The sequence below is a fragment of the Propionicimonas paludicola genome, from assembly GCF_002563675.1.
GTDB classification, from domain to species: domain Bacteria; phylum Actinomycetota; class Actinomycetes; order Propionibacteriales; family Propionibacteriaceae; genus Propionicimonas; species Propionicimonas paludicola.
The window spans coordinates 156,633-179,779 of record NZ_PDJC01000001.1 but is presented as its reverse complement, the minus strand read 5'-3'; the positions used below and the strand labels follow the sequence as shown (position 1 = coordinate 179,779).

General features: G+C 67.5%; 20 protein-coding genes. 8 read left to right on the top strand and 12 right to left on the bottom strand.

Features of this window, described 5'->3' with window-relative positions; all coding sequences use genetic code 11:
- Positions 1–987, top strand: coding sequence for a dTDP-glucose 4,6-dehydratase (rfbB, locus tag ATK74_RS00785; RefSeq protein WP_169923672.1), 987 nt, complete (start codon positions 1–3; stop codon positions 985–987).
- The gene (locus tag ATK74_RS00780) at positions 984–2,366 is read left to right on the top strand and encodes a sugar nucleotide-binding protein (protein WP_098459254.1); all 1,383 of its coding nucleotides are present in this window, start codon (positions 984–986) and stop codon (positions 2,364–2,366) included. Before rfbB ends, ATK74_RS00780 begins: the two co-directional genes overlap by 4 nt.
- Positions 2,367–2,390: 24 nt before the next feature.
- Here the strand turns inward: ATK74_RS00780 and ATK74_RS00775 are convergent, their stop codons facing one another.
- The 4 genes from ATK74_RS00775 to ATK74_RS00760 all read right to left on the bottom strand — a co-directional run bounded on the left by ATK74_RS00775 (position 2,391) and on the right by ATK74_RS00760 (position 6,605).
- The gene (locus ATK74_RS00775) at positions 2,391–3,707 is read right to left on the bottom strand and encodes a UDP-glucose dehydrogenase family protein (protein WP_098459253.1); all 1,317 of its coding nucleotides are present in this window, start codon (positions 3,705–3,707) and stop codon (positions 2,391–2,393) included.
- A gap of 26 nt (positions 3,708–3,733) precedes the next feature.
- Entirely contained in the window at positions 3,734–4,294 is a 561-nt protein-coding gene (locus ATK74_RS00770) for an arsenate reductase/protein-tyrosine-phosphatase family protein (RefSeq protein WP_098459252.1), read from the bottom strand.
- 2 nt (positions 4,295–4,296) lie between these two features.
- Entirely contained in the window at positions 4,297–5,682 is a 1,386-nt protein-coding gene (locus ATK74_RS00765) for a tyrosine-protein kinase domain-containing protein (protein WP_098459251.1), read from the bottom strand.
- Positions 5,683–5,810: 128 nt separating this feature from the next.
- On the bottom strand, positions 5,811–6,605 hold the full coding sequence (locus tag ATK74_RS00760; RefSeq protein WP_143483516.1) for a nucleoside-diphosphate sugar epimerase/dehydratase: 795 nt from the start codon (positions 6,603–6,605) through the stop codon (positions 5,811–5,813).
- Between the two features lie 310 nt (positions 6,606–6,915).
- On the opposite strand from ATK74_RS00760, the gene ATK74_RS00755 reads away from it, so the two are divergent.
- The gene (locus tag ATK74_RS00755; RefSeq protein WP_098459249.1) at positions 6,916–8,100 is read left to right on the top strand and encodes a DUF1015 family protein; all 1,185 of its coding nucleotides are present in this window, start codon (positions 6,916–6,918) and stop codon (positions 8,098–8,100) included.
- A 45-nt stretch (positions 8,101–8,145) separates the two neighbouring features.
- On the opposite strand, the gene ATK74_RS00750 is transcribed toward ATK74_RS00755, so the two are convergent.
- The gene (locus tag ATK74_RS00750) at positions 8,146–9,297 is read right to left on the bottom strand and encodes a glycosyltransferase 87 family protein (RefSeq protein ID WP_098459248.1); all 1,152 of its coding nucleotides are present in this window, start codon (positions 9,295–9,297) and stop codon (positions 8,146–8,148) included.
- Positions 9,298–9,744: 447 nt separating this feature from the next.
- On the opposite strand from ATK74_RS00750, the gene scpC reads away from it, so the two are divergent.
- Positions 9,745–11,250, top strand: coding sequence for a succinyl-CoA:acetate CoA-transferase ScpC (gene scpC / locus ATK74_RS00745; protein WP_098459247.1), 1,506 nt, complete (start codon positions 9,745–9,747; stop codon positions 11,248–11,250).
- Positions 11,251–11,323: 73 nt separating this feature from the next.
- Here scpC and ATK74_RS00740 read toward each other — a convergent pair whose 3' ends face one another.
- Positions 11,324–12,718: a CHAP domain-containing protein gene (locus ATK74_RS00740; RefSeq protein ID WP_169923671.1), complete on the bottom strand. Its 1,395-nt coding sequence runs from the start codon at positions 12,716–12,718 to the stop codon at positions 11,324–11,326.
- A 493-nt stretch (positions 12,719–13,211) separates the two neighbouring features.
- Between ATK74_RS00740 and ATK74_RS00735 the strand changes: the two genes are divergently transcribed.
- On the top strand, positions 13,212–14,033 hold the full coding sequence (locus ATK74_RS00735; protein ID WP_169923670.1) for a helix-turn-helix domain-containing protein: 822 nt from the start codon (positions 13,212–13,214) through the stop codon (positions 14,031–14,033).
- Positions 14,034–14,055: 22 nt separating this feature from the next.
- Here the strand turns inward: ATK74_RS00735 and ATK74_RS00730 are convergent, their stop codons facing one another.
- From ATK74_RS00730 to ATK74_RS00720, 3 genes are all read right to left on the bottom strand, one after another.
- Positions 14,056–14,502 (bottom strand): VanZ family protein, encoded by a 447-nt coding sequence (locus ATK74_RS00730; protein WP_169923669.1) that lies wholly within the window; start codon positions 14,500–14,502, stop codon positions 14,056–14,058.
- Between the two features lie 141 nt (positions 14,503–14,643).
- Entirely contained in the window at positions 14,644–15,945 is a 1,302-nt protein-coding gene (locus ATK74_RS00725) for an NAD-dependent epimerase/dehydratase family protein (protein WP_098459243.1), read from the bottom strand.
- 160 nt (positions 15,946–16,105) lie between these two features.
- Positions 16,106–16,747, bottom strand: a complete 642-nt coding sequence (locus ATK74_RS00720; RefSeq protein ID WP_245840972.1) for an HAD family hydrolase — start codon at positions 16,745–16,747, stop codon at positions 16,106–16,108.
- Positions 16,748–16,793: 46 nt separating this feature from the next.
- Here ATK74_RS00720 and ATK74_RS00715 point away from each other — a divergent pair, with 46 nt between their 5' ends.
- The 3 genes from ATK74_RS00715 to ATK74_RS00705 all read left to right on the top strand — a co-directional run bounded on the left by ATK74_RS00715 (position 16,794) and on the right by ATK74_RS00705 (position 18,691).
- Positions 16,794–17,396 (top strand): TetR/AcrR family transcriptional regulator, encoded by a 603-nt coding sequence (locus ATK74_RS00715; RefSeq protein WP_098459241.1) that lies wholly within the window; start codon positions 16,794–16,796, stop codon positions 17,394–17,396.
- A gap of 107 nt (positions 17,397–17,503) precedes the next feature.
- Positions 17,504–18,166, top strand: coding sequence for a hypothetical protein (locus ATK74_RS00710; protein ID WP_098459240.1), 663 nt, complete (start codon positions 17,504–17,506; stop codon positions 18,164–18,166).
- Positions 18,167–18,196: 30 nt separating this feature from the next.
- Positions 18,197–18,691, top strand: a complete 495-nt coding sequence (locus ATK74_RS00705) for a type II toxin-antitoxin system PemK/MazF family toxin (RefSeq protein WP_098459239.1) — start codon at positions 18,197–18,199, stop codon at positions 18,689–18,691.
- Between the two features lie 30 nt (positions 18,692–18,721).
- On the opposite strand, the gene ATK74_RS00700 is transcribed toward ATK74_RS00705, so the two are convergent.
- The 3 genes from ATK74_RS00700 to ATK74_RS00690 all read right to left on the bottom strand — a co-directional run bounded on the left by ATK74_RS00700 (position 18,722) and on the right by ATK74_RS00690 (position 23,146).
- A complete protein-coding gene (locus ATK74_RS00700) occupies positions 18,722–20,563 on the bottom strand; it encodes an outer membrane protein assembly factor BamB family protein (RefSeq protein ID WP_098459238.1) in 1,842 nt (613 codons plus the stop codon).
- Positions 20,564–20,824: 261 nt separating this feature from the next.
- Positions 20,825–21,661 carry a PRD domain-containing protein gene (locus ATK74_RS00695; protein ID WP_098459237.1) on the bottom strand — a complete coding sequence of 279 codons (837 nt, stop codon included), beginning with the start codon at positions 21,659–21,661 and terminating at the stop codon, positions 20,825–20,827.
- A gap of 78 nt (positions 21,662–21,739) precedes the next feature.
- Positions 21,740–23,146, bottom strand: coding sequence for a glycoside hydrolase family 1 protein (locus tag ATK74_RS00690; RefSeq protein ID WP_098459236.1), 1,407 nt, complete (start codon positions 23,144–23,146; stop codon positions 21,740–21,742).
- Position 23,147: the final 1 nt, after the last annotated feature.

Here is a 23,147-nt window from a genome sequence, read left to right as displayed (position 1 = left end):
ATGCGAAGAATCCTGGTCACCGGCGGCGCCGGCTTCATTGGCGCAAACTTCGTCCGGCTGGTCCTGGACACCAGCGACGACCGGGTGACCGTGCTCGACGCGCTCACCTACGCCGGCAACCGCGAGTCGGTGGACGCCCGGGCGAAGCTCGTGGTCGGCTCGATCACCGATGCCGCTCTGGTCGACCAGCTGGTGGCCGAGGCGGACCTGGTGGTGCACTTCGCGGCCGAGTCCCACAACGACAACTCGCTGAACGACCCGTCACCGTTTATCACCACGAACTTGGTTGGCACCTACACCCTGTTGGAGGCAGTGCGCCGCCACGGTGTCCGCTACCACCACATCTCCACCGACGAGGTCTACGGCGATCTCGAGCTGGACGACCCGGCGCGGTTCACCGAGGCCACGCCGTACAACCCGTCCAGCCCGTACTCGGCTTCGAAGGCCGGCTCGGACCTGCTGGTTCGGGCCTGGGTGCGCTCCTTCGGCGTGCAGGCCACGATCAGCAACTGCTCGAACAACTACGGCCCGTACCAACACATCGAGAAGTTCATCCCGCGCCAGATCACCAACGTGCTCTCAGGGATTCGGCCGAAGCTCTACGGGGCCGGTGCCAACGTGCGGGACTGGATCCACGTCACCGATCACAACCTGGCCGTGCTGCGGATCATCGAAGCCGGACGCATCGGCGAGACCTACCTGATCGGTGCGGACGGCGAGCAGGACAACAAGTCGGTAGTCGAGCTGATCCTGACCTTGATGGGTCAGTCGGCCGACGCCTACGACCACGTCACGGACCGGGCCGGTCACGACATGCGCTACGCCATCGACTCCACCAAGTTGCGCGAAGAGCTGGGCTGGCAGCCGAGCTACCGCGACTTCGAGGCCGGCCTGGCTGCCACCATCGACTGGTACCGAGCAAACGAAGCGTGGTGGCGACCGCTCAAGGCCGCCACCGAGGCCAAGTACGCGAAGGCCGGCCAGTGACCGAGCTCGGAGTCAGCCATTCGGCAATCCCCGGCCTGCTGGTGGTCGACCTGGTCGTCCATGGCGATGACCGCGGCTGGTTCAAGGAGAACTGGCAACGGGCCAAGCTGACCGCACTCGGATTGCCTGACTTCGGACCGGTCCAGCACAGCATCGCCTACAACGGCTCGGCCGGGGTGACTCGTGGTTTCCACGCCGAGCCGTGGGACAAGCTGGTTTCGGTCGCCAACGGACGGATCTTCGGCGCCTGGGTGGATCTGCGACCTGGTGCGTCCTTCGGCCAGTTGGTGAGTCTGGAACTGGGCCCGGAGACCGCCGTCTTCGTGCCGCGCGGAGTGGCGAACAGCTACCAGACTCTGGTTGACGAGACCGTCTACTCCTACCTGGTCAACGACCACTGGAGCCCGGAGGCGACCGCCTCCTACAGCTACGTGAACCTGGCCGACGAGACCCTCGACGTGGCCTGGCCGATCCCGCTCGATCAGGCCACCATCTCCGCCGCCGACCTGGGCCATCCGCGGCTGGCCCAGGCCCGTCCGGTGCCGCCGAAGCGGACCGTGATCATCGGCGCCGGTGGTCAGTTGGGCCGCGCTCTGCAGGCGCTCCTCCCCGAGGCCACCTGCCTGGATCTGCCCGACTTCGACGTCACCGACCCGGCCCAGGTGGACGCCGTGAACTGGCGCGAGGTGGGCACGGTGATCAACGCGTCCGCCTACACCGCCGTGGACGCGGCCGAGACCGAGCAGGGTCGTCGTGACTGCTGGCGGGCGAACGTGACCGGCGTGGCGAACCTGTGCCGGGCCGCCCGCGAGCACCGGCTCACGCTGGTCCATGTGTCCAGTGACTACGTGTTCGACGGCACCGTCGAGGTGCACCAGGAGGACGAGCAGTTCAGCCCACTGGGCGTCTACGGCCAGACCAAGGCGGCCAGCGACGCACTGGTCGGGCAACTCCCGCAGCACTATCTGGTGCGAACCAGTTGGGTGATCGGCGATGGACGCAACTTCGTCCGCACCATGGCCGAGTTGGCCGCCAAGGGAATCAGTCCGAAGGTGGTCGACGATCAGTTCGGACGGCTGACCTTCACCACGGATCTCGCGGCCGGCATCGTCCACCTGCTCGGCAGCGGCGCCCCGACGGGTACCTACAACCTCACCAACGCCGGCCCGTCGGTCTCCTGGCGCGAGGTTGCCGCAGAAGTCTTCGCACTCAGCGGACGCGACCGCGCCGACGTCTCCGGGCAGAGCACCGAGGAGTACTCCGCCGGCAAGGCCACCGCCCCGCGGCCCCGGCACAGCACGCTGCACCTGGCCAAGCTCCGGGGCACCGGCTTCTCTCCGGCCCCGTGGCCCGACCGGCTGGCCGAGTACCTGCGCTGACCGGCGCCCTGGCAGGCGTCCGAATCAGCCGCGACCCATGCCGCGGTAGGTCCAGCCGGCCGCCCGCCAGGCGTCCGGATCAAGACAGTTGCGGCCGTCGACGATCAGTTGGCGTTCGACGAGTCCAGCCACCCATGCCGGATCGAGGTCCCGGAAGACCTTCCATTCGGTGACCAACACCACGGCGTGCGCCCCACTGAGCGCGGTCTCCACCTCTTCGGTGTAGGCCAACTGGGGGTGCGTGCGCATGGAGTTGGGAATGGCCTTCGGGTCGACCGCGACCACGTCCGCGCCGAGTCCCTTGAGTTGGACGGCCACGTCCAGGGCCGGTGAGTCCCTGATGTCGTCCGACTCGGGCTTGAACGACAACCCCAGCACGGCCACCTTCTTGTGGAAGACCTGACCATCCAGCAGTTCGGTGACCAGGTCGACCACCCGCTGGCGGCGGCGCAGGTTGATGGCATCGATCTCTTTGAGGAAGGCGATCGACTCGCCGCGGCCGAGCTCCTCAGCCCGAGCGGTGAAGGCGCGGATGTCCTTGGGCAGGCAGCCGCCACCGAAGCCGACGCCGGCATTGAGGAACCTGCGCCCGATCCGGGCGTCGTGACCGATGGCGTCGGCGAGCTGGGTGACGTCCGCGCCGACCGACTCGGAGATCTCGGCCATGGCATTGATGAAGCTGATCTTGGTGGCCAGGAAGGCGTTCGCGGCCACCTTTACCAGCTCGGCGGTCTGGTAGTCGGTGACCACCAGTGGCGTCCCTGCAGCCAGCGCAGTGGCGTACACCTCGTCCAGCAGCGCCTTGGCGGACGCCGCCTGCGCGGGATCCGCCGGGAGCCCGTACACGATCCGGTCCGGAGTGATCGTGTCGGCCACCGCGAAGCCCTCGCGCAGGAACTCGGGGTTCCAGGCCAGCATCGCGCCCGGGCAACCCGCCGCCACCCGGGCGGCCAATGCCGCTGCCGTGCCGACTGGCACCGTCGACTTGCCCACCACCAGGTCGCCGGGAGCCAGGTGCGGGATCAGGGCATCGATGGCAGCGTCCACCGCACTCAGGTCAGCGGCATAGCCGCCGGCCCGCTGCGGCGTCCCGACCGCCACGAAGTGCACCTTCGCCCCGGCCACCACAGCCGGGTCGGTGCTGAACGCCAGGCCGCCCTTGGCTCCGGCCGAGGCCAGGATCTCCGGCAACTGCGGTTCGTAGAACGGCGCCCGCCCGGCAGCCAACTCGCTGATCCGGTAGCTGTCGATGTCGAAGCCGACCACCTGGTGCCCGAGCTGCGCCATCGCGGCGGCATGCACAGCGCCCAGGTAGCCACAGCCGATGACCGAGATCTTCAAGATCGCCTCCCTAGCTCAGTGACAGCTCATGCAACGACCTTGGTGATCGCCGTGACCGCGTCGTAGATCTCGGCAAACACCCGTCGATAGACCTGAATCGGAGCCCCGTAGGGATCCATCACATCATCATCGGAGGGATGAGTGGGTGGAACCCGCATCCGAGCCAGCGCGGCGGCTTCCGTGGCCGACTGCATTCGCTCCCCGATGGTCTTGCCGAAGAACGGGCCGGCGTTCGGAAGAATCCGGACGAACTCGCGCAACGTGAAGCTCTTGCGCACCACCGATGGCTCCAGCTGGACCGCAGCCGAACGATGCTCTCTGGTCAGGCCCAGCACGAGATCGACCTCGGAGAGCAGGTAGGACCGGAGCTGCCGCGCCCTGAACTGGCTGGAGTCGATTCCGATCCCGGTCAGCAGATCGCCCATGGGCGGGTCGATCGGGGCCTCGACCACCGCCTGGGTCCCGGCGCTGGCCGCGACCAATGAGCCGTCGGCAAGGTCATTGTTGAGCAGATGCTCGACCACAGGCGACCGACTGATGTTGCCGGTACACACCACCAGAACTCGGAATGGACTCGACGTCGTCATGGCTAGCGAGCTTGCGGTCCAGGATCGGCGTTCCGGGCCGGGTACTGCTGCCGATAGTGGCGATAGCCGTAGCCGGATCCGGAGTCGAAGCGCAGCTTGTTCAGCACAAGGCCCATGATGTTGCTGTCCACCGACTCCAGTGCGGCCAGGCTGGCCACCAGCTCCGGGCGGTGGACGCCCCGACTCCCGACGACCACCAGGGCACCGCCGGCCATCTGAGCCAACAGCGCAGAGTCGGTCACCGCGAGAGTGGGTGCACAGTCGATGATCACGTAGCCGTAGGCCTGGGAGGCCAGAGCCAGGGTGCTGCGCATCTCATCGGAGCCGAGGAGCTCGGCCGGGTTGGGCGGCAGCTGTCCGGCGGGCAGCACATCGAGGTTCGCGGACGCCGGCTGCACCACATCGCGCAGTTCGGCCCGTCCGATCAAGACGGTGGTCAGGCCGGCGGCACCCTCCAGGTTCAGATAGCTGGCGACTTTCGGCAGCCGAAGATCAGCATCGATCAGCAGCACCCGTTCACCGGCATCGGCCAAAGCGAAGGCGAGGTTCAAAGCGGTGGTGGTCTTGCCCTCCCCAGCCACCGAGGAGGTCACCACCAAAGAGCGACTCTTGGCCTGGACGAACAGGAACTGCAGATTGGTGCGCAACCGGCGATAGGCCTCGGCGCGCAGCGACGGAGCCCCATCGGTAAAGACCAGAGGGTGCTCGCTGGCCGCTGGGTCGAAGGTCACCGCACCGACGACCGATCGGCCGGTGGCCGCGGTGGCGTCCGCCTCGCTCACGATCGTGTTGTCCAGCTGGCGGCGCAGGATCGCCTGGCCCACTCCGAGCAGCAGCCCCAGCAGTGCTCCCAGCGCCAGGTTGAGAGCGACCCGAGGCGAGGTCGGTGACGTCGGGACGACCGGCGGCGCGATGATCGTCGCCTTCACCGAGGGCGAGCTGCCGGTCCCGGCCGGGGACAGTTCGCCGACCGCCGCGATCAACTGCTTGCCGATCGCAGCGGCGATCTGGCAGGTCAGCTCGGGGTTGGTCCCGACCACCTGGACTTCAATGATCGCGGTGCCGGTCGGCACGCTGGCGGTGACCTGCGCGGCCAGCGCCGTGGAGGTGGTGGGCAAGGAGAGTTCCTTGATCACGGCGTCGAGAACCACTGGCTTGGTGACCACCTGGGCGAAGGACTTGACCTGGTTCTCGGCGTAGGTGGATCCCTGCTGAAGCTCGCCGGCGGAGTCACCGCTTTGGACCGTGAGGAACACCGATGTGCTGGCCGTGTAGGTCGGGGTGGTCAGCAAGGAGACACCAGCCGCCGCCAGCACTCCGATCAGCGTGACCGCAAGGATGCTGATCCAGTACTTGCGCAGAACGGTCAGGTAATCAGCGAGCTCCATATAGCTATCTCTCCGGGGTGGCAGACGGGCTGCTCATCGCTGGGCCAGCCTACTGGCATAGGCAGCCCGACCCGACCCGCAGCCCCGGGGCCAGCATCTGTCGACGGCTCGCGAGCGCTCCGTGCGGCTCACCGGCCACGGCCCGACTGGACGGGTAGCAGCGCCAGCCCCGCTTCCTCATCGGGCCCCAGCAGCGACCCGGAGAGATCGGCCAGCCGGGGCTGGAACAACACTTCCGCCGCGCTGCCATCCACCCGCCGGGCAAGCTCTCGCAGCTGGTCGCGGGTAAGCCCGCCGCTGACGATCACCGAGCCGTATCGCCCGGACTCCACCAAGTCGGGCACCTGGTCGAGGTTGCAGTAGTCGAGCCGGCGGTCGCCGCCATCGATGCACCCTGCCCCGAGCAGGCACACCCCGGTGGCCAGGTAGCCGACCTCGGTGCGGCGATCGAGTTGGTCGAGCAGTCCACGCAGGTGGGTGGCACCACCGATCAGTAGGGCCGGAGTCATCGCCTCGCCTTGAGCCCGCAGCCGAGTCAGGTGCTGTCGGACGATCAACCGCGCGCCGAGCAAGAAGACCACACCCAGCGGCAGGGTGATGGTGAACAGTGCCACCGGGAGCTGCACGCGGAGCCCCGCGCCGGTCACGGCCAGCAGCAGGAACACACCGAGACTGGCCGCGATCACCCGTCCGTACTCCGCCGACCCGGTGCCGGCCACCCGGTAGCTACGCGACTCGGTCCAGTCCAGGGCGGCCACCCAGGCCGCGGCCAACACCGGCGCGATCGCAAGATAGGGCATCGCCTCGGCCGCTGTCGGCGTCTGCCGGAACAAGGCCTGGGCAGCCACCGTCACCGACGCGGAGACAGCCAGGACGTCCGCGAGTAGTTGGGCAAGGCGGAGCCTGGCCCGCCAGTGCCGCACACGTGAACGCGTTCCCGAGGCGACCGGCCACGGGAACGCAGAAACAGCCATCGTGAAATCCGCGGACATGTCACCCCCCGATACCAATGTCCGAACTGCAGCTACGCGCCTCCCCCAGTGGTTCGTCAACGAACCTTCGACGGCGCGAGCCGATACTCCTCGCTAGGAGTATGTCACCCGAAAGGGGGATAGCAGAACTCCCTGACGGCTGGAATCTTGGCCGAGCTGGACCCACTTCCGGCATGGCCGTGGCCGCCCGCGGATCGGGCTGTGTCCGGGCCGGCCGGTCACGGTGGGCTAGCGTTCAGCCATGCCGAAAATCGCTCCCTTCGCCGCCCTGCGATATGCGGCAGGCACCGACCTGCAGCTGGTCATCGCTCCGCCCTATGACGTCCTTTCCGCCGCGGACGTGGCCGAACTGGGCGCACTCGACGAGCACAACATCGTGCATGTGGACGTTCCCACCGGCGGCGACGACCGCTACCAGGTGGCCGCTCGGACCCTGGACGAGTGGCTGGCCAGCGGCGTCCTGGTGCGCGACGACACGCCGAGCCTGACCATCTACCGGATGTCGTTCACCGACGCGACCGGCACTGACCGGACGATCGTCGGCGTGCTGGCCGGACTCGAGGTCGTCGATCTGGACGCCGGAGGGGTGCTGCCCCACGAACGGACCACCCCCAAGGCGGTCACCGACCGACTCGACCTCACCCGGGCCACCGCAACCAACTTGTCCCCGGTCTGGGGGCTCTCCCTTGCCTCGGGCCTGACTGCCGCTCTGGCCGCGCCGGGCGAGCCGGTCGGCTCGATGACTGCCGATGGTGTGCTGCACAGCGTGGAGCGGATCACCGACCCGGCTCGGATCGCCGAGATCACCGCGATCATCGGGGCCGACGACGTGCTGATCGCCGATGGGCACCACCGCTACTCGATCTCGCGCAGCTACCGTGACGAGGTGCGGGCCGCGTCCGGCCGCACCGACACCGAGGCCGAGTTCACCCTCACCTTCATCAATGAGCTGGTTGCCGATCAGCTGAGCATCGAGGCGATCCACCGGACCTACACCAACATCTGTGTGGACGAGTTGCGGGCCAACCTGTCGGGCTGCTTCGACATCGAACTGGCCCCGGCACCGACGCCGGCCATGCTGGCCCAGATGGTCGAACTCGGCCGACTGGTGCTGATCGGCCCGGACACTACCGAGTGGCTGATCCCCAAGCCAGGGGTCTTCGACGACGTCCGGGCCCTCGACGGGGCCTATCTCGAGCACGCTCTGACCGACAGCCGGGCCGAGGTGAGCTACCAGCACGGGCTGGACGAGGTGGTCGAGCTGGTCGCGTCCGGGCAGGTCAACGCGGCCATCCTGATTCGGCCGACCTCGCTGGCCGAGATCCAGCGGACGGCGCGCGAGGGCCTGCTGATGCCGCCGAAGTCGACGTTCTTCACTCCCAAGCTGCGCACCGGCCTGGTGATCCGCCCGACCGCAGCCCTCTGAGCTCGCCGACGGCTGGAGTAGCGTCCACCGCAGAACGGGTGGACGCTACTCCAGCGCCATGGCCTGCCGACCGAAGGCCAGAGTGAAGCAGAACCGGACGACCGCGAAAGTGACCAAGCTGACCACTCCGACGATCATCAGCTGGTCGGTGTGGTTGTACGCCAGTTGCAGCGCCCAGAACAGGCCAGTGTCCAGCAGCAGGTAGGCGATCACCGTGCTGGCTTTGATTCCCACCAACACCAGGACCGGCAGCAACCACAGCGCATACTGCGGCGAGTACACCTTGTTCGCCACGAGGTAGGCGGCCAGCATCGCCAGAGATGCGGGCAGGAGCGGGTAGTTGCCCAGTCGGCGTCCCCGGTGCCAACTCCAGATCGCCACGGCGATCAGGGCGATCGCGGTCACCGCCGTCGAGATCAGGTTCGCCCAGGCCGGGGGCAACTCGGAGAGCACTGCCCAGACCGACAAGGTGTCGACCCGGATCGGACGGGCGGCCTGGAACTGATAGGGCGCCAGCCACCCGGCCGGGCTGGCCGCGAACACCGGGAGGTTGACCAGGGCGAAGGCCCCGACCGCAATGCCGAGGGTTTGCGCGGCGAGCTTCAGCCGGGCCCGCGGGGCGCCGAACAGGATCCACAGCAGCAGCGGCACCAGGAACAGCAGTGGGTAGAGCTTGGCCGCTCCGCCGAAACCCAGGAGTGCGGCGGCGGCGAAGAGCCTGTTGCGCGAGGTGGTGTCAGGGCGGCGTCCGGCCAACAGGGCCAGGGCCGCCACAGCGAACATGGACGCGAACGCGTCGTAGTTGAAGCTCACGTACCAGGCCAGCGACGGCGCCGCAGCCCACAACCAGGTGCGGCGACCGGCCACCGGGTAGAGCATCGCGGTGATGGCCACCGCGCACAGGCCCAGGACGATCGTGCTCAGCCAGATGAAGCCCAGCAGCGACGACGCGGGCAACGCCAGCAGCCACATGAGTCCGCCGGTGAGAACCGGGTACTCCAGGCTGATCGAGCCGGGGACCGGCGACTGGTAGGGCGGATACCCGAAGTACAGCCCGCGCTCGAACCACATGACCCTCAGGTCGGTCGGGCACCAGCCGGCCTCGACAGCGCAGCCCTGACGCAGCAGCCCGCTGGCAATGGCGAGGGCGGCGGTCACCGCGATCATCGCCAGGAGCTCGGGACTCGGTCTGCGCATCGGCCCTCCTCGGGGTCGATTGAGCCTAACCGGATCCGGACGCAGGGAGTCCGGTCAGGTCTGATCTCGTCCGGTCATTGACCGGATCGGGCCGTTTCACCCCTCTCGTCCTGCTCCTGCGGAGAGTCATGGACGCAGAGTGAGACACCAGGGGGTCGGTTCGTCCCACGAAGTGAGAGCACGGAGGAACCCGCGCCGACACCCCTTCAGCGGCCGATGTGGGCTGCGGGTGCGCCAATCGCATCGGCGAAGCCGATTTCCGAGGCGACACCCCGTCGAAACCGGGCGGACCAGCGCATTTCGTAGCCGTCCAGCGCTGGCACGTCGGCTAGCGCATGTTCACGATCCGGCCGCGGCGTGCACGTAGGTGAACGCGGTTAGTGGGTAGTGCTACGTAGTCGGTAGGCTGCCGAGAGGTCCCACCAAGAGTGCCTATCAGGGAGAGAAATGTCGCGCATTGCCCACGCCGGCCTGCGGAGCAAGATCTGCACCGCGGACGAGGCTGCCAGTTTCATCAAGAACGGTATGAACGTCGGCTTCTCCGGCTTCACCGGAGCCGGCTACCCGAAGGCCGTCCCGGTCGCCCTGGCCGCCCAGATCAAGGCTGCTCATGAGCGCGGCGAAGCGTTCATGATCGGCGCCTTCACCGGTGCCTCCACCGCCCCCGAGCTGGACGGTGCGCTGGCCGAGGTGGACGGCATCAGCTACCGGATGCCTTACCAGTCCGATCCGCAGATGCGGAGCAAGATCAACGCCGGCATCTCCGGCTATGCCGACATCCACCTGTCGCACTCCGGTCCGCAGACCCTGGCCGGCTTCCAGGGCAAGCTGGACGTGGCCGTGATCGAGGTCACCGCGATCCTGGAGAACGGCGAACTGGTGCCGTCCTCCTCGATGGGCAACAACACCGCCTGGATGACCGCGGCCGACAAGGTGATCCTCGAGGTCAACTCCTGGCAGAGCATGGACCTGTTCGGAATGCACGACGTCTACGACATCGGCCTGCCGCCCTTCCGCAAGCCGGTCGAGCTGACCCACCCCGGTGACCGGATCGGCACCACCACGATGAAGGTCGACCTGAACAAGGTGATCGCCATCGTCGAGACCGACGCCGAGGACCGCAACACCCCGTTCAAGCCGCTGGACGACGAGTCCCGGCTGATCGCCGGCCACCTGCTCGACTTCCTCACCAATGAGGTCACCCAGGGCCGCCTGCCGAAGAACCTGCTGCCGCTGCAGTCGGGCGTGGGCAACATCGCCAACGCGGTGCTGGCCGGCCTGCTGGAGGGCCCGTTCGAGAACCTGACCTCCTACACCGAGGTGATCCAGGACGGCATGGTCGACCTGCTCGACTCCGGCAAGATGACCGTCGCCTCGGCGACCGCGTTCTCGCTGAGCCCCGAGTACGCCAAGAAGATGAACGACAACGCCGCCGACTACCGGCAGAAGATCATCCTGCGGCCGCAGGAGGTGTCCAACCACCCGGAGATGATCCGCCGGCTGGGCGTGATCGCCACCAACGGCCTGATCGAGGCCGACATCTACGGCAATGTGAACTCGACCCACATCATGGGCTCGCGGATGCAGAACGGCATCGGCGGCTCGGGCGACTTCACCCGCAATGCCTACATCTCCAGCTTCGTCACCCCGTCCACCGCGAAGGGTGGCGCGATCTCGGCCATCGTCCCGATGGTGTCGCACCACGACCACACCGAGCACGACGTGGCCGTGATCATCACCGAGCAGGGCCTGGCCGATCTGCGCGGACTCTCCCCGCAGAAGCGGGCCAAGGTGGTTATCGAGAACTGCGCCCACCCCGACTACAAGCCGGCGCTGCTGGACTATTACGAGCGCGCGGTGAAGGTGGCCAACGGCCAGCAGACCCCGCACATCCTCAATGAGGCGCTCAGCTGGCACGCCCGCTTCCTTGAGACCGGGACCATGAAGGCCTGATCACAGCCAGTGAACGGCCCCGCGAGCTCAGGCTCGCGGGGCCGTTTCTTTGTGGCCGGGACTGCCCGATGGGCTACCGCTTGACCTTGCCGGTCTTGGCGCTGGTGCGAGTCACGTCGGAGTAGCTCGCCTTGTGGCCCGTCACCTTGACGGAGATCCTCTTACCGACGCTGGTCTTGGTGAGCTTGTAGGTCGCCTCCTTGGCACCAGTGATCGGCTTGCCATCGCGCAGCCACTGATACCCGAGGCGAACCCCGGACGGGGCCCACGTACCCGGTTTGCAGGTCAGTCGCTTGCCGGCCTTGGCCGTCCCCGAGATCGTCGGGACGGGACCGGACAGCTTGTGCGAGATGGTGATCGTCTTGCAGCCGAGCGCGGAGTCCGACCATCCCGGGCCGACATTGACCGCGTAGGCGCAGATCCTGGTCGTGCCGCTGGTTGGGACGGTGATGACCGAGTCGAAACCCAGGTGATCGCCGTACTGAGTTCCGATGGCCTTACGGAGCTCGGGACGATAGACGTTGGCGGTGACCTTGCCCACAGCCGTTGCGTTGGCAACGAGGCTGACCTTGAGCGGTCCGGCGGGCAGGTTCGCGTCCGCGGCCCAGCCGGCAACCCGTACCCGATGCCCACCCAGGTCGGTGGCGACGTCGAGTGACCCGAACGCCTGCGGGCTGACCACCTGAACTGTCTGGCGGCCCAGCCGGGTGTTGGAGCTGCCGAGGCCGAGGTTGATGGCGAAGGCACACACCGTGACGTCGCCGGTGCGCTGGAACTGGAGATCGGCCTCGTAGCCCAGGTAGTTGCCGTAGCCGGCCCCCAGCGCCTTGGGGAGGTCCGGCCGGTAGGTGTTGGCGATGATGCCGATGATCTGGCCGTTGGCGTGGATGTGCACCGTCAGCGGACCGGAGGGAGCGTCGGGATCAGCCGCCCATCCCTTCACATGGATCACTCCGGGCGTCTTCGATGACACCTCTTCGAGCGCCCCGAAGGGGCTCGAACCCGCCACATCGGCGAAGTGGATGAACCCGGACACGTCGCTGACGTAGTACTGCCTCCAGTCGAAGCTCCCGTCCCAGTTGCCCTCGGAGACGGTCACCTTCTTTCCATCGATGGCTTCCACGTAGGCGACGTGGCCGGTGTTGCCGAAGGTGGCGCTCCCCACGAACCAGGCGACGGCACCCACAGCGGGGGTGGAGTCGACCACGACACCATGCGCGGCTGCCACCGTGCCCCAGCCGTTGGCCTCACCCAGGCCGTAGGACAGATCCGCCGGGGCACCATTCTGGATCTCACGGAAAGCTACGTAGTTCGGCGAGTTGGGCCCGGGTGACATCCGCCAGTAGCTGGAGCGGTTCGCCGACGAGTAGCCGCCATCCCCCAAGCCCTGGGACATGCAGCTGGAGTAGCCCTCACAGAGCTTGTCGAGCAGGTTGAGTGCCTGGGCCGGGGTCACCGCCGCCGGCATCAGTACGAGTGCGAACGTACACACGGCGATGAGCGCCAGGCGCCAAGGCGTCCGGAAATGGCCAGTTCTGCTGGCTGTCATTGAAATCCCCCCATAGAAATCCGAGCAGAGCGATCGACTGCGTCATGGCTGTGCAGTGCACGGCGACGATGCCGTGCGGGGGCCCCGCCTGGTGAGTCGGTCCCGCAGCGAGGGGGACCGAACCGCGCCTGACGAAGCTGTCTCGACGCAATGTGCGCAAGATACCAGGGATCATGTCCCCCAAATGGGTGACACTACAGGGCGGTCGCGGCGTCCACCTTCCCGCACCCTGCGCCGACGACATCGCACCTTGCCAAAGCGAGTTCTGCATGTCCGTAACATCGACCGATGTCGCCAACACCGGTGTGGGCGGCGGTCAAAAAGAGGGCAGATTCGCCACCGCCTCCGGTCTGCATTGACGGGGCGCTATCGTGAACGTCGTTTTCGCCAATGGGGTTACGGGGGGCTAGGCGTGTCTGAGTTTGGTCAGCAGCTGCGCGCGCTGCGGCTGGGCCAGGGCTTCCGGCAGGCCGACCTTGCGGACAAGCTCCATGGGGCCGTGGCTCGTTCGACTTTGGCCAGCGTCGAGTCCGGCCGAACCAGTCCGTCGCCACGCCTGTGGGCCGCCCTGGAGAATGAGCTTCCCGAATGGGCGGCCTGTCTGGAGCCGGCCTACGCATCGACGCAAAGCTACGTGGCTGAGCCTCCGGCCGATTCTCCGTTCGCCGAGCTGGCTGGGCCGTTCGTCCTTGTCGACGCGCGCTACGTCTACGTCTTCCGCGAGCACCGCGCCCCCGAAGAGATCATCGAGGTGCTGCGCGTGCGAGCGATGCGCGATGGCGCCGATGCGTATGTGCTGCACCTCGACGGGGTCAGCGCGTCCGGGCCGGAGGTCGAGATCCTGTGGGGCGGAAGGATCACCGACGCCGCCCCCAGCCACGGCGATCGGAAGACGAGCGCGCTCCACCGGATCGCGTTCGATCATCGACTCAAGAAGGGCGAGCTCTACTCGTTCGCGGTGCGCTCGTGGGTTGCCCACGTGGATACGCCGCCGAACTGCGTGGGCTTGTGCCACACGATTCCGGTGTCTCGGGCGTCGCTTCAGTTGAACTTCTTCGGACCGACACCGGCCAAGCTGTGGCGATTCGGCCCCGTGGTTGATGGGACCCTCGCCGAAGACCCGGCCTCCGCCTGGGCTCAGCATGGGCCGCTGGAGGTGCAGTCGGGCTGTGTGTCCGCCTGCTTCGAGAACCCGCGCCTCAACACCGAGTACGGGATCGCCTGGCAGTGGTGAGCCGCCGGCGCGGACGCGGCCTTCAGCGGTCGGCGGCGCCGTTCGAGTGAGCGCGTCCGCGCTCCCACCAGAGGGCGATCAGCAGGCCCAGGCAGGCGCCGAGGGTGTTGGCCAGGACGTCATAGAGACTGGGAGTGCGGGCCGGTAGGGCCAGCCACTGGACCAGTTCGATCCCGACGCTGGCCAGCAGCCCCACCACCACCGAGAGGTAGCGATGGACCCGCAGCATCCGAGTCACCAACAGGCCCAGCGGGACGAACAGCAGCACGTTGGCCCCGAACTCGAGGTGGGTGTAGCTGAGCATCGGGACGACGCGGCCGAGCCAGAGCAGGAACGACCCGGCTGCCCGATCGACCGGGGTCGGCCAGAAGCCGATCAGCGCCAGGATGACGAGGTAGATGACCAGCAGGCCGCGCGCGGAACCGACGGAACCCTTCGACTCGCTCCGATCGATGCGGATGGCGGTCACCCCCTTCGGTACCCCGCCAGCGTAGCCAGCCGCCACACAGGGTCCGGGGAGCCGGCGTGCTCCAGCCGTTCGGGCCACCGACCGCCGAGTGCGGGGTCGCCGTCAGAGCCTGCCGAAGGGGCCCTGGGCCTTGTCGAGGGGTCAGCCTGCGTACCGGGCGACCAGCTCGTCCAGCCGGGCGTCCAATGCCGGATCGTAACCCTGGATCTCCGGGTGGGCATCGAAAGCGGCGATGATCTGCTCTGCGCCTCGGACGAATGGCACTCGCTGCGAGAAACCGGGACGCAACGCCCGCACCTTGGAGCAGTCGAACACCACCGAATGCGCCTTGTCGCCGAGCAGCCCCGGGCCCCAATCGGGGAGCTCGCGAGCCAGCGTCTCGCTGGCGATGTGGACCAACCGGGGAGCCTGGACGCCGGCAGCCCGAGCCAGTGCCGTGAAGATGGCGTCCCAGGTGAGCGCCTCGTCCCCGGTGATCGTGTACGCCTCTCCGACCGCCTCCGGACGGGCCAACAGCCCGGCGAACATGTAGGCGAAGTCGGACGCGTGAGTCAGAGTCCACAAGCTGGTGCCGTCGCCATGGACGATGGCCGGCTTGCCGGCCCGAAGCCGGGCGATCTGCGTCCAGTTGCCGTGGATCGGCAGTGCGAACTGATCGTAGGTGTGCGAGGGACGCACGATGGTGATCGGGAACCCCGCCTCCCGGTAGCGGCCGACCAGGAGGTCCTCGCAGGCGATCTTGTCCCGGGAGTACTGCCAGAACGGGTTGCGCAGCGGCGTCGACTCCCGAATCGGCAGTGAGGCCACCGGCTTGGCGTAGGCCGATGCGGACGAGATGAAGACGTACTGCCCCACTCGTCCGGCGAACAGCTCGAGGTGCCGCTCCAGCCGCTCGACGGTGAAGCTCATGAAGTCGGCCACCACATCGAAGCGGCGCCCGGACACCGCGCTGGCAAGGCCGGACGGATCGTCCAGGTCGGCGTGGAGCACCTCCAGGGCGCGGCGGTCCGGCGTGCCGGCCGGCTGGGCGTCCTGGACGATCTGGGCGGCACCGATGTGGTTGAACGCCTTGACCACCTTCGAGCCGGACAGGTGCGCCTGGAGCAGCTCGGCAGTGGTCGTCGACTCCTCGTCGAGCGCGGGGATCTGGCCATCGCGCTGCGGATAGTAGTTGTTGGTGTCGATGACGATCTTGCCGACCAGCGGCGCGACCGGAACCTTGCCGATCTCGCGCAGCGGAATGGTGACGACGGCGATGTCTGCGGCCTCGGCGGCCTGAACGACGGTCGCCGCGCGGGACTGGGGGCCGAGCTCGGCAACCAGGTCGGCCAGGGTCGCCGGGCCGCGAGAGTTACTCAGGACGACCTGATAGCCGCTGGCTACCAGTGCCCTGGCGAGGTTGGAGCCGATGTTGCCGGCTCCGATGAGTCCGATAGTGGTCATGGTGGTGGAACCTGCTGGTCACTCGCCACATTCCCCGCCGTGCGCTGGGAACGCCGCGACGCGATGTGCAGCCTCGATCGGTCAGCGCAGCGATCTCGGCAGTGATTTGCGGTTCGAGACGGCACATCAGTGCAGCCGACCGGCACGAGCCGGCGCGGGATCAGCCCAGCAGCAACGTGCGCAGCTGATCCATCTCACTGACCAGGTGCTCCGGCTTCGCGGCGGCAAGGACGTCCGCGTCCACGGCGCCCCAGCTGACCGAGATGGCCGGCAGCCCGGCAGCGTGAGCGGCCTGGACGTCCACCACGGCGTCCCCGATGTAGACCGAGCCGGCCGGATCGGCACCCAGGCGCTCCAGGGCCAGTTGGAGCGGCTCGGGGTGAGGCTTGTGCCGCTCAGTGTCGTCCATGGCGACCGTCACCGGGATCACGTCCTCGAGCCCGGAGTAGCGCAGGGTGAGTTCGGCCGAGCTGCGTCGCTTCGAGGTGGCCACCCCGATTCGTACCCCTGAACTGACCAGATCGCTGAGCAATTCGCGCATCCCCGAATACTGCTCAAGCATGGTTTGCATACTTGCCAGGTTGAATTCGATGTACGCAGAGATGAGGGCGTCCGCATCATCGGGGTACCTGGCGTGGAAGGTGTCGTATAAGGTCTGTCCAATCCACCCTCGGGCCTCTTCGGGACCGACGCGCTCACCCAGCACCTGCCGCATGGCGTAGTCATATGAGGCGATAATGAGTGGGATCGTGTTGACCACTGTCCCGTCGAGGTCGAACAGAACGCAGGACCATCGCGGCATAGACACGACCGTGAGGATACGACGAAGCAAGTAGGGAGGAAGTACCTTGCCCACCAACCGACCACGGGGCCGCCGACCCGGTCGGACAGAAACCAGAAGCGAGATTCTCGCCGCCGCACTCAAGCTCTTCTCCGAGGTCGGCTACGAAAAGGTCTCTCTTCGAGCCATTGCTCGCGAAGCAGAAGTGGATCCCGCGTTGATCCACCACTACTTCGACGACAAGGCGGATCTGTTCGAGAAGGCGGTGTTGGACCTTCCACTCGACGATGCCGAGAAGCTGGTCGCCAAGATTCTGGACGGCCCGGCCGACAAGACCGGCGTGCGCATGATGACGGCGTTCCTGGATGCCTGGGACGTCCCGGGCGCCCGCGACCGCTTCACCGCCATGCTGCGCGCTGCAGTGACCAAGTCCGGTGAGCACCGCCCGCTGAGCGAGTTCTTGGCGCGTGAGGTGTTCGTCAAGGTCGCCGAGGCCAACGGGCATGCCGATGCCAAGCTTCGGGCCCAGCTGGCCGTGACCGTGATCCTGGCGTTCTCGCTGGGACGCGATGTCCTGCAGCTGCCCGCGCTGATGAAGGCGCGCAAGCCGCAGCTGATCACCGCACTCGCAGTGCCCATGCAGCACTACTTGGTGGACAGCTGGGAGTAGCTCCCCGGGTTCGAGCTGTGCCAGCCGGCTGGCGGGCCGGTTCGGCAGACTCGGCCCGTCCGCTCTGCGTCCGGGCTGGGTAGGCTTGGCGACCGAACGGGGGTGCGATGGACGCTGAGGAGAAGGTGGCTGAGGCTTCGGCCTGGACCGAGCCTGCCTCCATGGGTCCGTCCCCCTCGACCGACGCCGCTGTGCCGGACCAGCCCGCACCGCGGGCCGAGATCGCGACCCTGGTCGCAGCCCCGGCTTCCGCAGAACTCGGCGACCTCGATCCGACCACCGGTGAGCCGGTGCGGCCGATCTCGGTCGCGGTCGGAGCGACGCTGAGCTGGCTGTCGGTGGCTGCGTCCGCGGCGTCCCTGCTGTGGACGTACTGGGTGGCCGTGGATCACTTCGCCCAAGCCTCGTGGCTGACGGCTCAGTTCCCGACCGAGCCCGGCGCGCTATTGCGGGTCGGCCTGATGGCCGGGCTCACCGTGGCCGTGTTGCTGGCCATGATCGCGAACACGATCGTCGGCTTCTACGCCTGGACGGGCTACCGCTGGACCCGGATCGCCGGCCTGATCGGGGCCGGTCTGAGCGTGCTGCTGCTACTCGGCGGACGGTTGGGCTGGGCCGCGATTCCGTTGGCAGTGGCCGGCGCCGGGCTGCTCTGGCTGCCGTCTGCTCGGCGCTACTTCGACGCTTGGTGGCGGCTGCGGCACCCGTCGGTGGCCTATGCGCCGCCGACCCAGAACGTCCAGTACGGCCCGCTGGCCCGGTATCGCTGAGCCGCGCCGGGCTCGGCTACGGTTGCCCTCATGTCAGGTCTGATCGGCCGCGCCGTGCGCAGCGCACTCGGGGCGCTGCTCGCTCGCCGGCCGAGCACCGGATCACGCCCGGCCCCCGCGTCCGGCTACCCGGGCGACTTCACCGGACGCACCGAGCTCAGCTACGCGCCACACGATGACGGCATCGCCGATCCGGGTGAGGTGGTCTGGACCTGGGTGCCCTACGAAGAGGACTTCCGCAGGGGCAAGGATCGTCCGGTGCTGGTGGTGGGACGCGACCGCGGCTGGCTGCTGGCGGTGCCGATGACCAGCAAGGACCACGACCGGGATGCCGGCCAGGAGGCCGCCCAGGGCCGGTTCTGGCACGACATCGGCAGCGGCAGCTGGGATTCCTCAGGTCGGGCCAGCGAGGTCCGGGTGAACCGGATCGTCCGGATCGACCCCGGTGCGGTGCGACGGATCGCAGCCCGGCTGGACCAGGCCCGGTTCGAGTCCGTGGCACAGGCGATTCGCGCGCACTGGTGAGTGTCGACCGAACCGCCCCGATGCCACCGATCAGGTGAGCTTGATCCCCCAGATCCGCTTGGCGTAGGACGCCACCACCAGCATGTTGCCGTAGACAGCCGGGCTGGCTTCGGTGTTCTTGCCGAGGTTGAGCGTGTCCAAGTCGACCCCTGTGTTCGGGTCGAACAGGTGCATGGTGCCGCCGGAGTCGGTGACCACGGCGTACGCGGTGCCGTCGGTGGCGTTGATCTGCACCGGTGAGCTCCACGAGTACCGCGAGAGGTGACGCTTCCACACCGGCTTGCCGGTCGTGCGATCCAGCGCGATCAGATCACCCTCGGTGTGGTTGGTGGTCTTGGCCACGTTGAAGATGATCAGGTCGGAGATCGGGCCGGTGCCGAGCAGCGGAGTGCCGAGCAGGCCGCCGTTGTTCGGCTCCTCGTGGACGGCCGGGACGTCGTACTGCCAGACCAGCTTCCCGGTGAGCGCGTCGATCTTGCGCAGGTTGGTGACGAACTGGCCCGGCTCGGTGCGGGCGTCCACCTCATTGCCGGTGTAGAGGAAGACCCCGTCCGGCGACTGGTCCAGCACCAGCGAGGCGTCGGTATCGTCGCCGAGTTCGCGGGCCCAGATCACCTGCAGCGTTTTGGCGTCCCAGCAGACCAGGTTGCCGTCGTTGTCGGCGGCGAACATGAGGTTGCGGTAGGCCACCGCCGACGACTCGATGCCGTGCTTCTTGCTGACCGGGGTCGCGTAGCTGAGCTTGGTGAGCTGCGGAGAGACCGAGACCGACTTGGCCGCCGGATCGAACGTCGCGTTCAGCTTCACCTTGTAGATCAGGCCGTTCTCGGCCGGCTCGATGAGAGTGTCCGAGGCCGCGTTCACCAGCGCGGACGAGTCGAAGGCGCCCCACTCCGTACGTGGCGCCCCCTGGTCGTGGCCGTCCCAGCCGGAGATCTGCTTGTTCTGAATCAGATCGAAGACCCGGTACTGGAAGGGGCACTCCTTGCCGTTCATGTCGTCCAGGCCCTGACCGGCGTAGAGCAGCGGATAGCCGCGCGGGTCGATCGAGCCAGTGCCCTTGTAGCCGCAGCCGGTGTTGATCGGGTCGCGGGTCTGCTTGCCAGTGGCCAGATCGAGCCGGTAGATGACGCCGGAGAAGGTTGGGTAGATCACCTCGGTGAAGTTGGGGTCGTCGGCGAACTGCGGCGCGTAGCCCATCGCCGTGCGGGTCTGCTGGGGCCAATGGACGAGCAGCGGCTGCCCGGTCCAGCCGGCACCCGGCCAGTAGGAGTTGTCGCCGCGGACCTCGCCGGTCTCTTGGGTCCAGGCCACCTGGAGCTTGCGCTGGGTGACGTCCGCCGTCCCGTAGGCCGGAGCGGTGCGGGCGTTGTTGCCGCGGAAGGTGAGCACACCCGGCACGCTGGTGTAGGTGGCCGGGTCACCGAAGGCCACGGTGTCGGTCGGCCGGTAGTCGGGGATCACCTTGTTGTCGCCGTCGAGAACCTGCCAGCGCAGATCGCCGTCGGCATCGGTCATCGGCGAGGACTTCCAGCCGTCCGCGCCGGCGGTGGGCACGCGGTAGGCAGGCACCTGGGTCAGCGGAATCGTGAGCTTGGCGGGATCGGTCTGCGGACTCACGCTCGCCGTCGCCGAACTGGCCGGGCGGTTAGGGCGCTCACCCTGTGTGACCGGGCCGTCGGGAATGGCGCAGCCTGCCAGCGCTATCGACAGCGCGGCGGCCAACGCGGCCAGCCGACCCGGACGGCGGCGGCGGCCCAGCGAAGCCAGGCGCGTCGGGGTGGAGCCGGAGATCGGCGCTTCCGGGTTGCGGGCGGCGATACCCGGGCGGGTCCCCGCTTCCGACGGACGTGGGCTGGAGTGCGTGGTCATCGCCTGTGAGTCTAGGTGCGCCCCGGGACGGACAAGGGCAGGCGCACCTCTCGGCCCCAACACGCCGCCTCCGGTGATGCCGGATCGGCGGCCGAGTGGAGTGGAGCGGTGGAGGCCGCCCGGCGAGCCAAGCGGTGGGCGGGCGCGCGACGGAACCGGATCGAAGGCGGCGAGGCCGAGCGACGATGACGACGACGGCACCGTGCCCCTGTCGTCGCGGGCGGGGATGCGCGACCGCAGGGGTAAACCCCGCGGGGCGAGCTACTTGTCGCTGGCCAGGCGGGTGATGTGCAGCGTGAGGTAGACGACTTCGTCGGCGGTGATCGGCTTGCCGAGGCGGAGTTCGAGGAGGACTTTGACGCGCTCGGCGCACTGGTAGGCGTCCGGGAAGGAGGTGCGGATTGCGTCGGTGAAGCTCACCGGGTTCTCTTCGAGCTGGCGGTCGGAGTCGAGGCGGACGAAGAAGTAGCGAAGGTGGGTGACGAAGCGGGCTGCGTCCAGGCTGTCGGTGTCGAAAGTGCGCTGGTAGGCGACTTCGAGGACCTCGAAGATCTGGCGGAAGAGTTCGGTCATCTCGAAGGTGCGGGCCAGGTTGTCGCTGGCGAACGCCGCGTTGACGAAGTGCAGCGCGATCGGGACGGCCTCGTCGCGCGGCAGTTCGAGGGCGCAACGCTCGCTGATCAGCTGCACGGCTGAGCGGGCCACCCGCAACTCCGCCGGATAGAGGTGGGCGACCTCGGCGCGCAGCGGATACTCGACGGCGATCTGCTTGCGCGCGCGCTTCACGGCGAAGCTGATGTGGTCGGCCAGGGGCAGCACCATCGACTGCCCGAAGGCCGTGCCGAGCTGGGCTTCGGCGTCCTTGAGGATCTCGGCGGCGAGAACCAGGTACTCCGGGGCGATCTCGGCAAGGTAGGTCGTGAGCTCGTCGATGCCGTGCGCTGCGTCGGGCACGAACACTTGCTGGACTCGGGCCGGATCGACCTCGGCTCCCGGCTGGGCGCCGTAGCCGATACCGCGTCCGGACAGGATCACCTCACGCCCACTGGTTTCGCGCACCAGAACGACGTTGTTGTTGATTGCCTTCACCACGACCACAGCTGATCTCCTTGTCAGCGGTCGGGACTACCCTGCCCAGGGGGTCGAGATTAGACCCCCTGGGCAGCGTAGGACCAGTCAGGAAAGGTCGGCACCCGAGGTGGCGATGACCTTGGCGTACCAGTGGAACGAGTCCTTCTTGAAGCGAGCCAGATCGAGCAGATCGAACTCGTCGCGTCGGACGTAGATGAAGCCGTAGCGCTTGGACACGCCCTGATGGGTCGAGACCAGGTCGATCGCCGACCAGGGGCAGTAGCCCATCACGTCCACGCCGTCAGAAACCGCCAACTGGATCTGAGCGATGTGGTCGCGCAGGTAGTCGATCCGGTAGCTGTCGTGAACCTGGCCGTCCTCGAGCTTGTCGAAAGCACCCAGGCCGTTCTCGGTGACCAGCAGCGGCAGGTGGTACCGATCCCAGAGCGCCCGGAAGGTGTTCCGGAAGCCGATCGGGTCGATCTCCCAGCCGAACTCGGTGTGCGGCAGGAAGGGGTTGCTGGCACCGGCGTAGATGCCCTTCTCCCCTACCGCGATCTGCTGGTCGCCGCCGGTGGCGACGTCCTGGCCATCGGAGCGAGGACGGGCCACCGTGTGGGTCGCGTAGTAGTTGAAGGCGATGAAGTCCGGACGGACCGAAGCCAGGAGCTCGAGGTCGCCCTGGGCGATCTGCGGGGCCGCCCCGGTCTCCTCCAGGTAGGCCCACGCCACCGAGTTGTAGCGACCTTCGACAGCCATGTCGAGGTAGAGCCAGTTACGGATGGCGTTGAAGTCGTCGGCCGCCAGGACGTCCAACGGGTGACATGTTTCCGGATAGCACAGGGCAATGTTCGGAGCCGGGCCGATCAGGCCGTCGGGCACCAGCTCGTGACAGAGCAGGTTGGCCTTGGCCTGAGCCAGCATCATGTGGTGATTGGCCTGGTAGAGCGCCGACTTGGGCTGGCCGGGCTTGACCGTCCCGATGGCCTCGCCGTAGAGCACCATCATGTTCTGCTCGTTGATGGTCAGCCAGTGCTTCACCTTGTCGCCGTACTCGCCGAAGATGACCTCGGCGAACTTGGCGAAGGCGTCCACACACTCTCGGTTCTGCCAACCGCCCTTGGCATCAAGGGCGGCCGGCAGATCGAAGTGGTACATGGTGGCGATCGGAGTGATCCCGGCCGCCACCAGTGCGTCGATCAAACGGTGATAGAAGGCGACGCCGGCCGGGTTCACCTCCCCGTCACCGTCGGGGATGATCCGGGTCCACGCAATCGAGAACCGGTAAGCCTTCAGGCCGAGCTCGGCGAACAGTGCCACGTCCTCGGCGAACCGGTGATAGTGGTCGGACGCCACGGTGTAGTCGGACGTGCCGGGCGGGTAGTAGCCCAGCGCGTCGATCACCGACGGGCCCTTGCCGTCCTCATTCCAGGCGCCCTCGACTTGGTAGGCCGAAGAGGACGCGCCCCACAGGAAGTCGGCCGGGAAGGCCTTCAGCTCTCGATACTGCATG

Excerpts from the sequence above, each read along its gene's own strand:
- ATK74_RS00750 (WP_098459248.1), bottom strand. The coding sequence starts at position 9,297 with ATGCGCAGACCGAGTCCCGAGCTCCTGGCGATGATCGCGGTGACCGCC.
- ATK74_RS00765 (WP_098459251.1), bottom strand. The coding sequence starts at position 5,682 with ATGGAGCTCGCTGATTACCTGACCGTTCTGCGCAAGTACTGGATCAGC.
- ATK74_RS00740 (WP_169923671.1), bottom strand. The coding sequence starts at position 12,718 with ATGCCGGCGGCGGTGACCCCGGCCCAGGCACTCAACCTGCTCGACAAG.
- ATK74_RS00690 (WP_098459236.1), bottom strand. The coding sequence starts at position 23,146 with ATGCAGTATCGAGAGCTGAAGGCCTTCCCGGCCGACTTCCTGTGGGGC.
- ATK74_RS00705 (WP_098459239.1), top strand. The coding sequence starts at position 18,197 with ATGTCAGGTCTGATCGGCCGCGCCGTGCGCAGCGCACTCGGGGCGCTG.
- ATK74_RS00700 (WP_098459238.1), bottom strand. The coding sequence starts at position 20,563 with ATGACCACGCACTCCAGCCCACGTCCGTCGGAAGCGGGGACCCGCCCG.
- ATK74_RS00755 (WP_098459249.1), top strand. The coding sequence starts at position 6,916 with ATGCCGAAAATCGCTCCCTTCGCCGCCCTGCGATATGCGGCAGGCACC.
- ATK74_RS00770 (WP_098459252.1), bottom strand. The coding sequence starts at position 4,294 with ATGACGACGTCGAGTCCATTCCGAGTTCTGGTGGTGTGTACCGGCAAC.
- ATK74_RS00725 (WP_098459243.1), bottom strand. The coding sequence starts at position 15,945 with ATGACCACTATCGGACTCATCGGAGCCGGCAACATCGGCTCCAACCTC.
- scpC (WP_098459247.1), top strand. The coding sequence starts at position 9,745 with ATGTCGCGCATTGCCCACGCCGGCCTGCGGAGCAAGATCTGCACCGCG.
- ATK74_RS00710 (WP_098459240.1), top strand. The coding sequence starts at position 17,504 with ATGGACGCTGAGGAGAAGGTGGCTGAGGCTTCGGCCTGGACCGAGCCT.
- rfbB (WP_169923672.1), top strand. The coding sequence starts at position 1 with ATGCGAAGAATCCTGGTCACCGGCGGCGCCGGCTTCATTGGCGCAAAC.
- ATK74_RS00720 (WP_245840972.1), bottom strand. The coding sequence starts at position 16,747 with ATGCCGCGATGGTCCTGCGTTCTGTTCGACCTCGACGGGACAGTGGTC.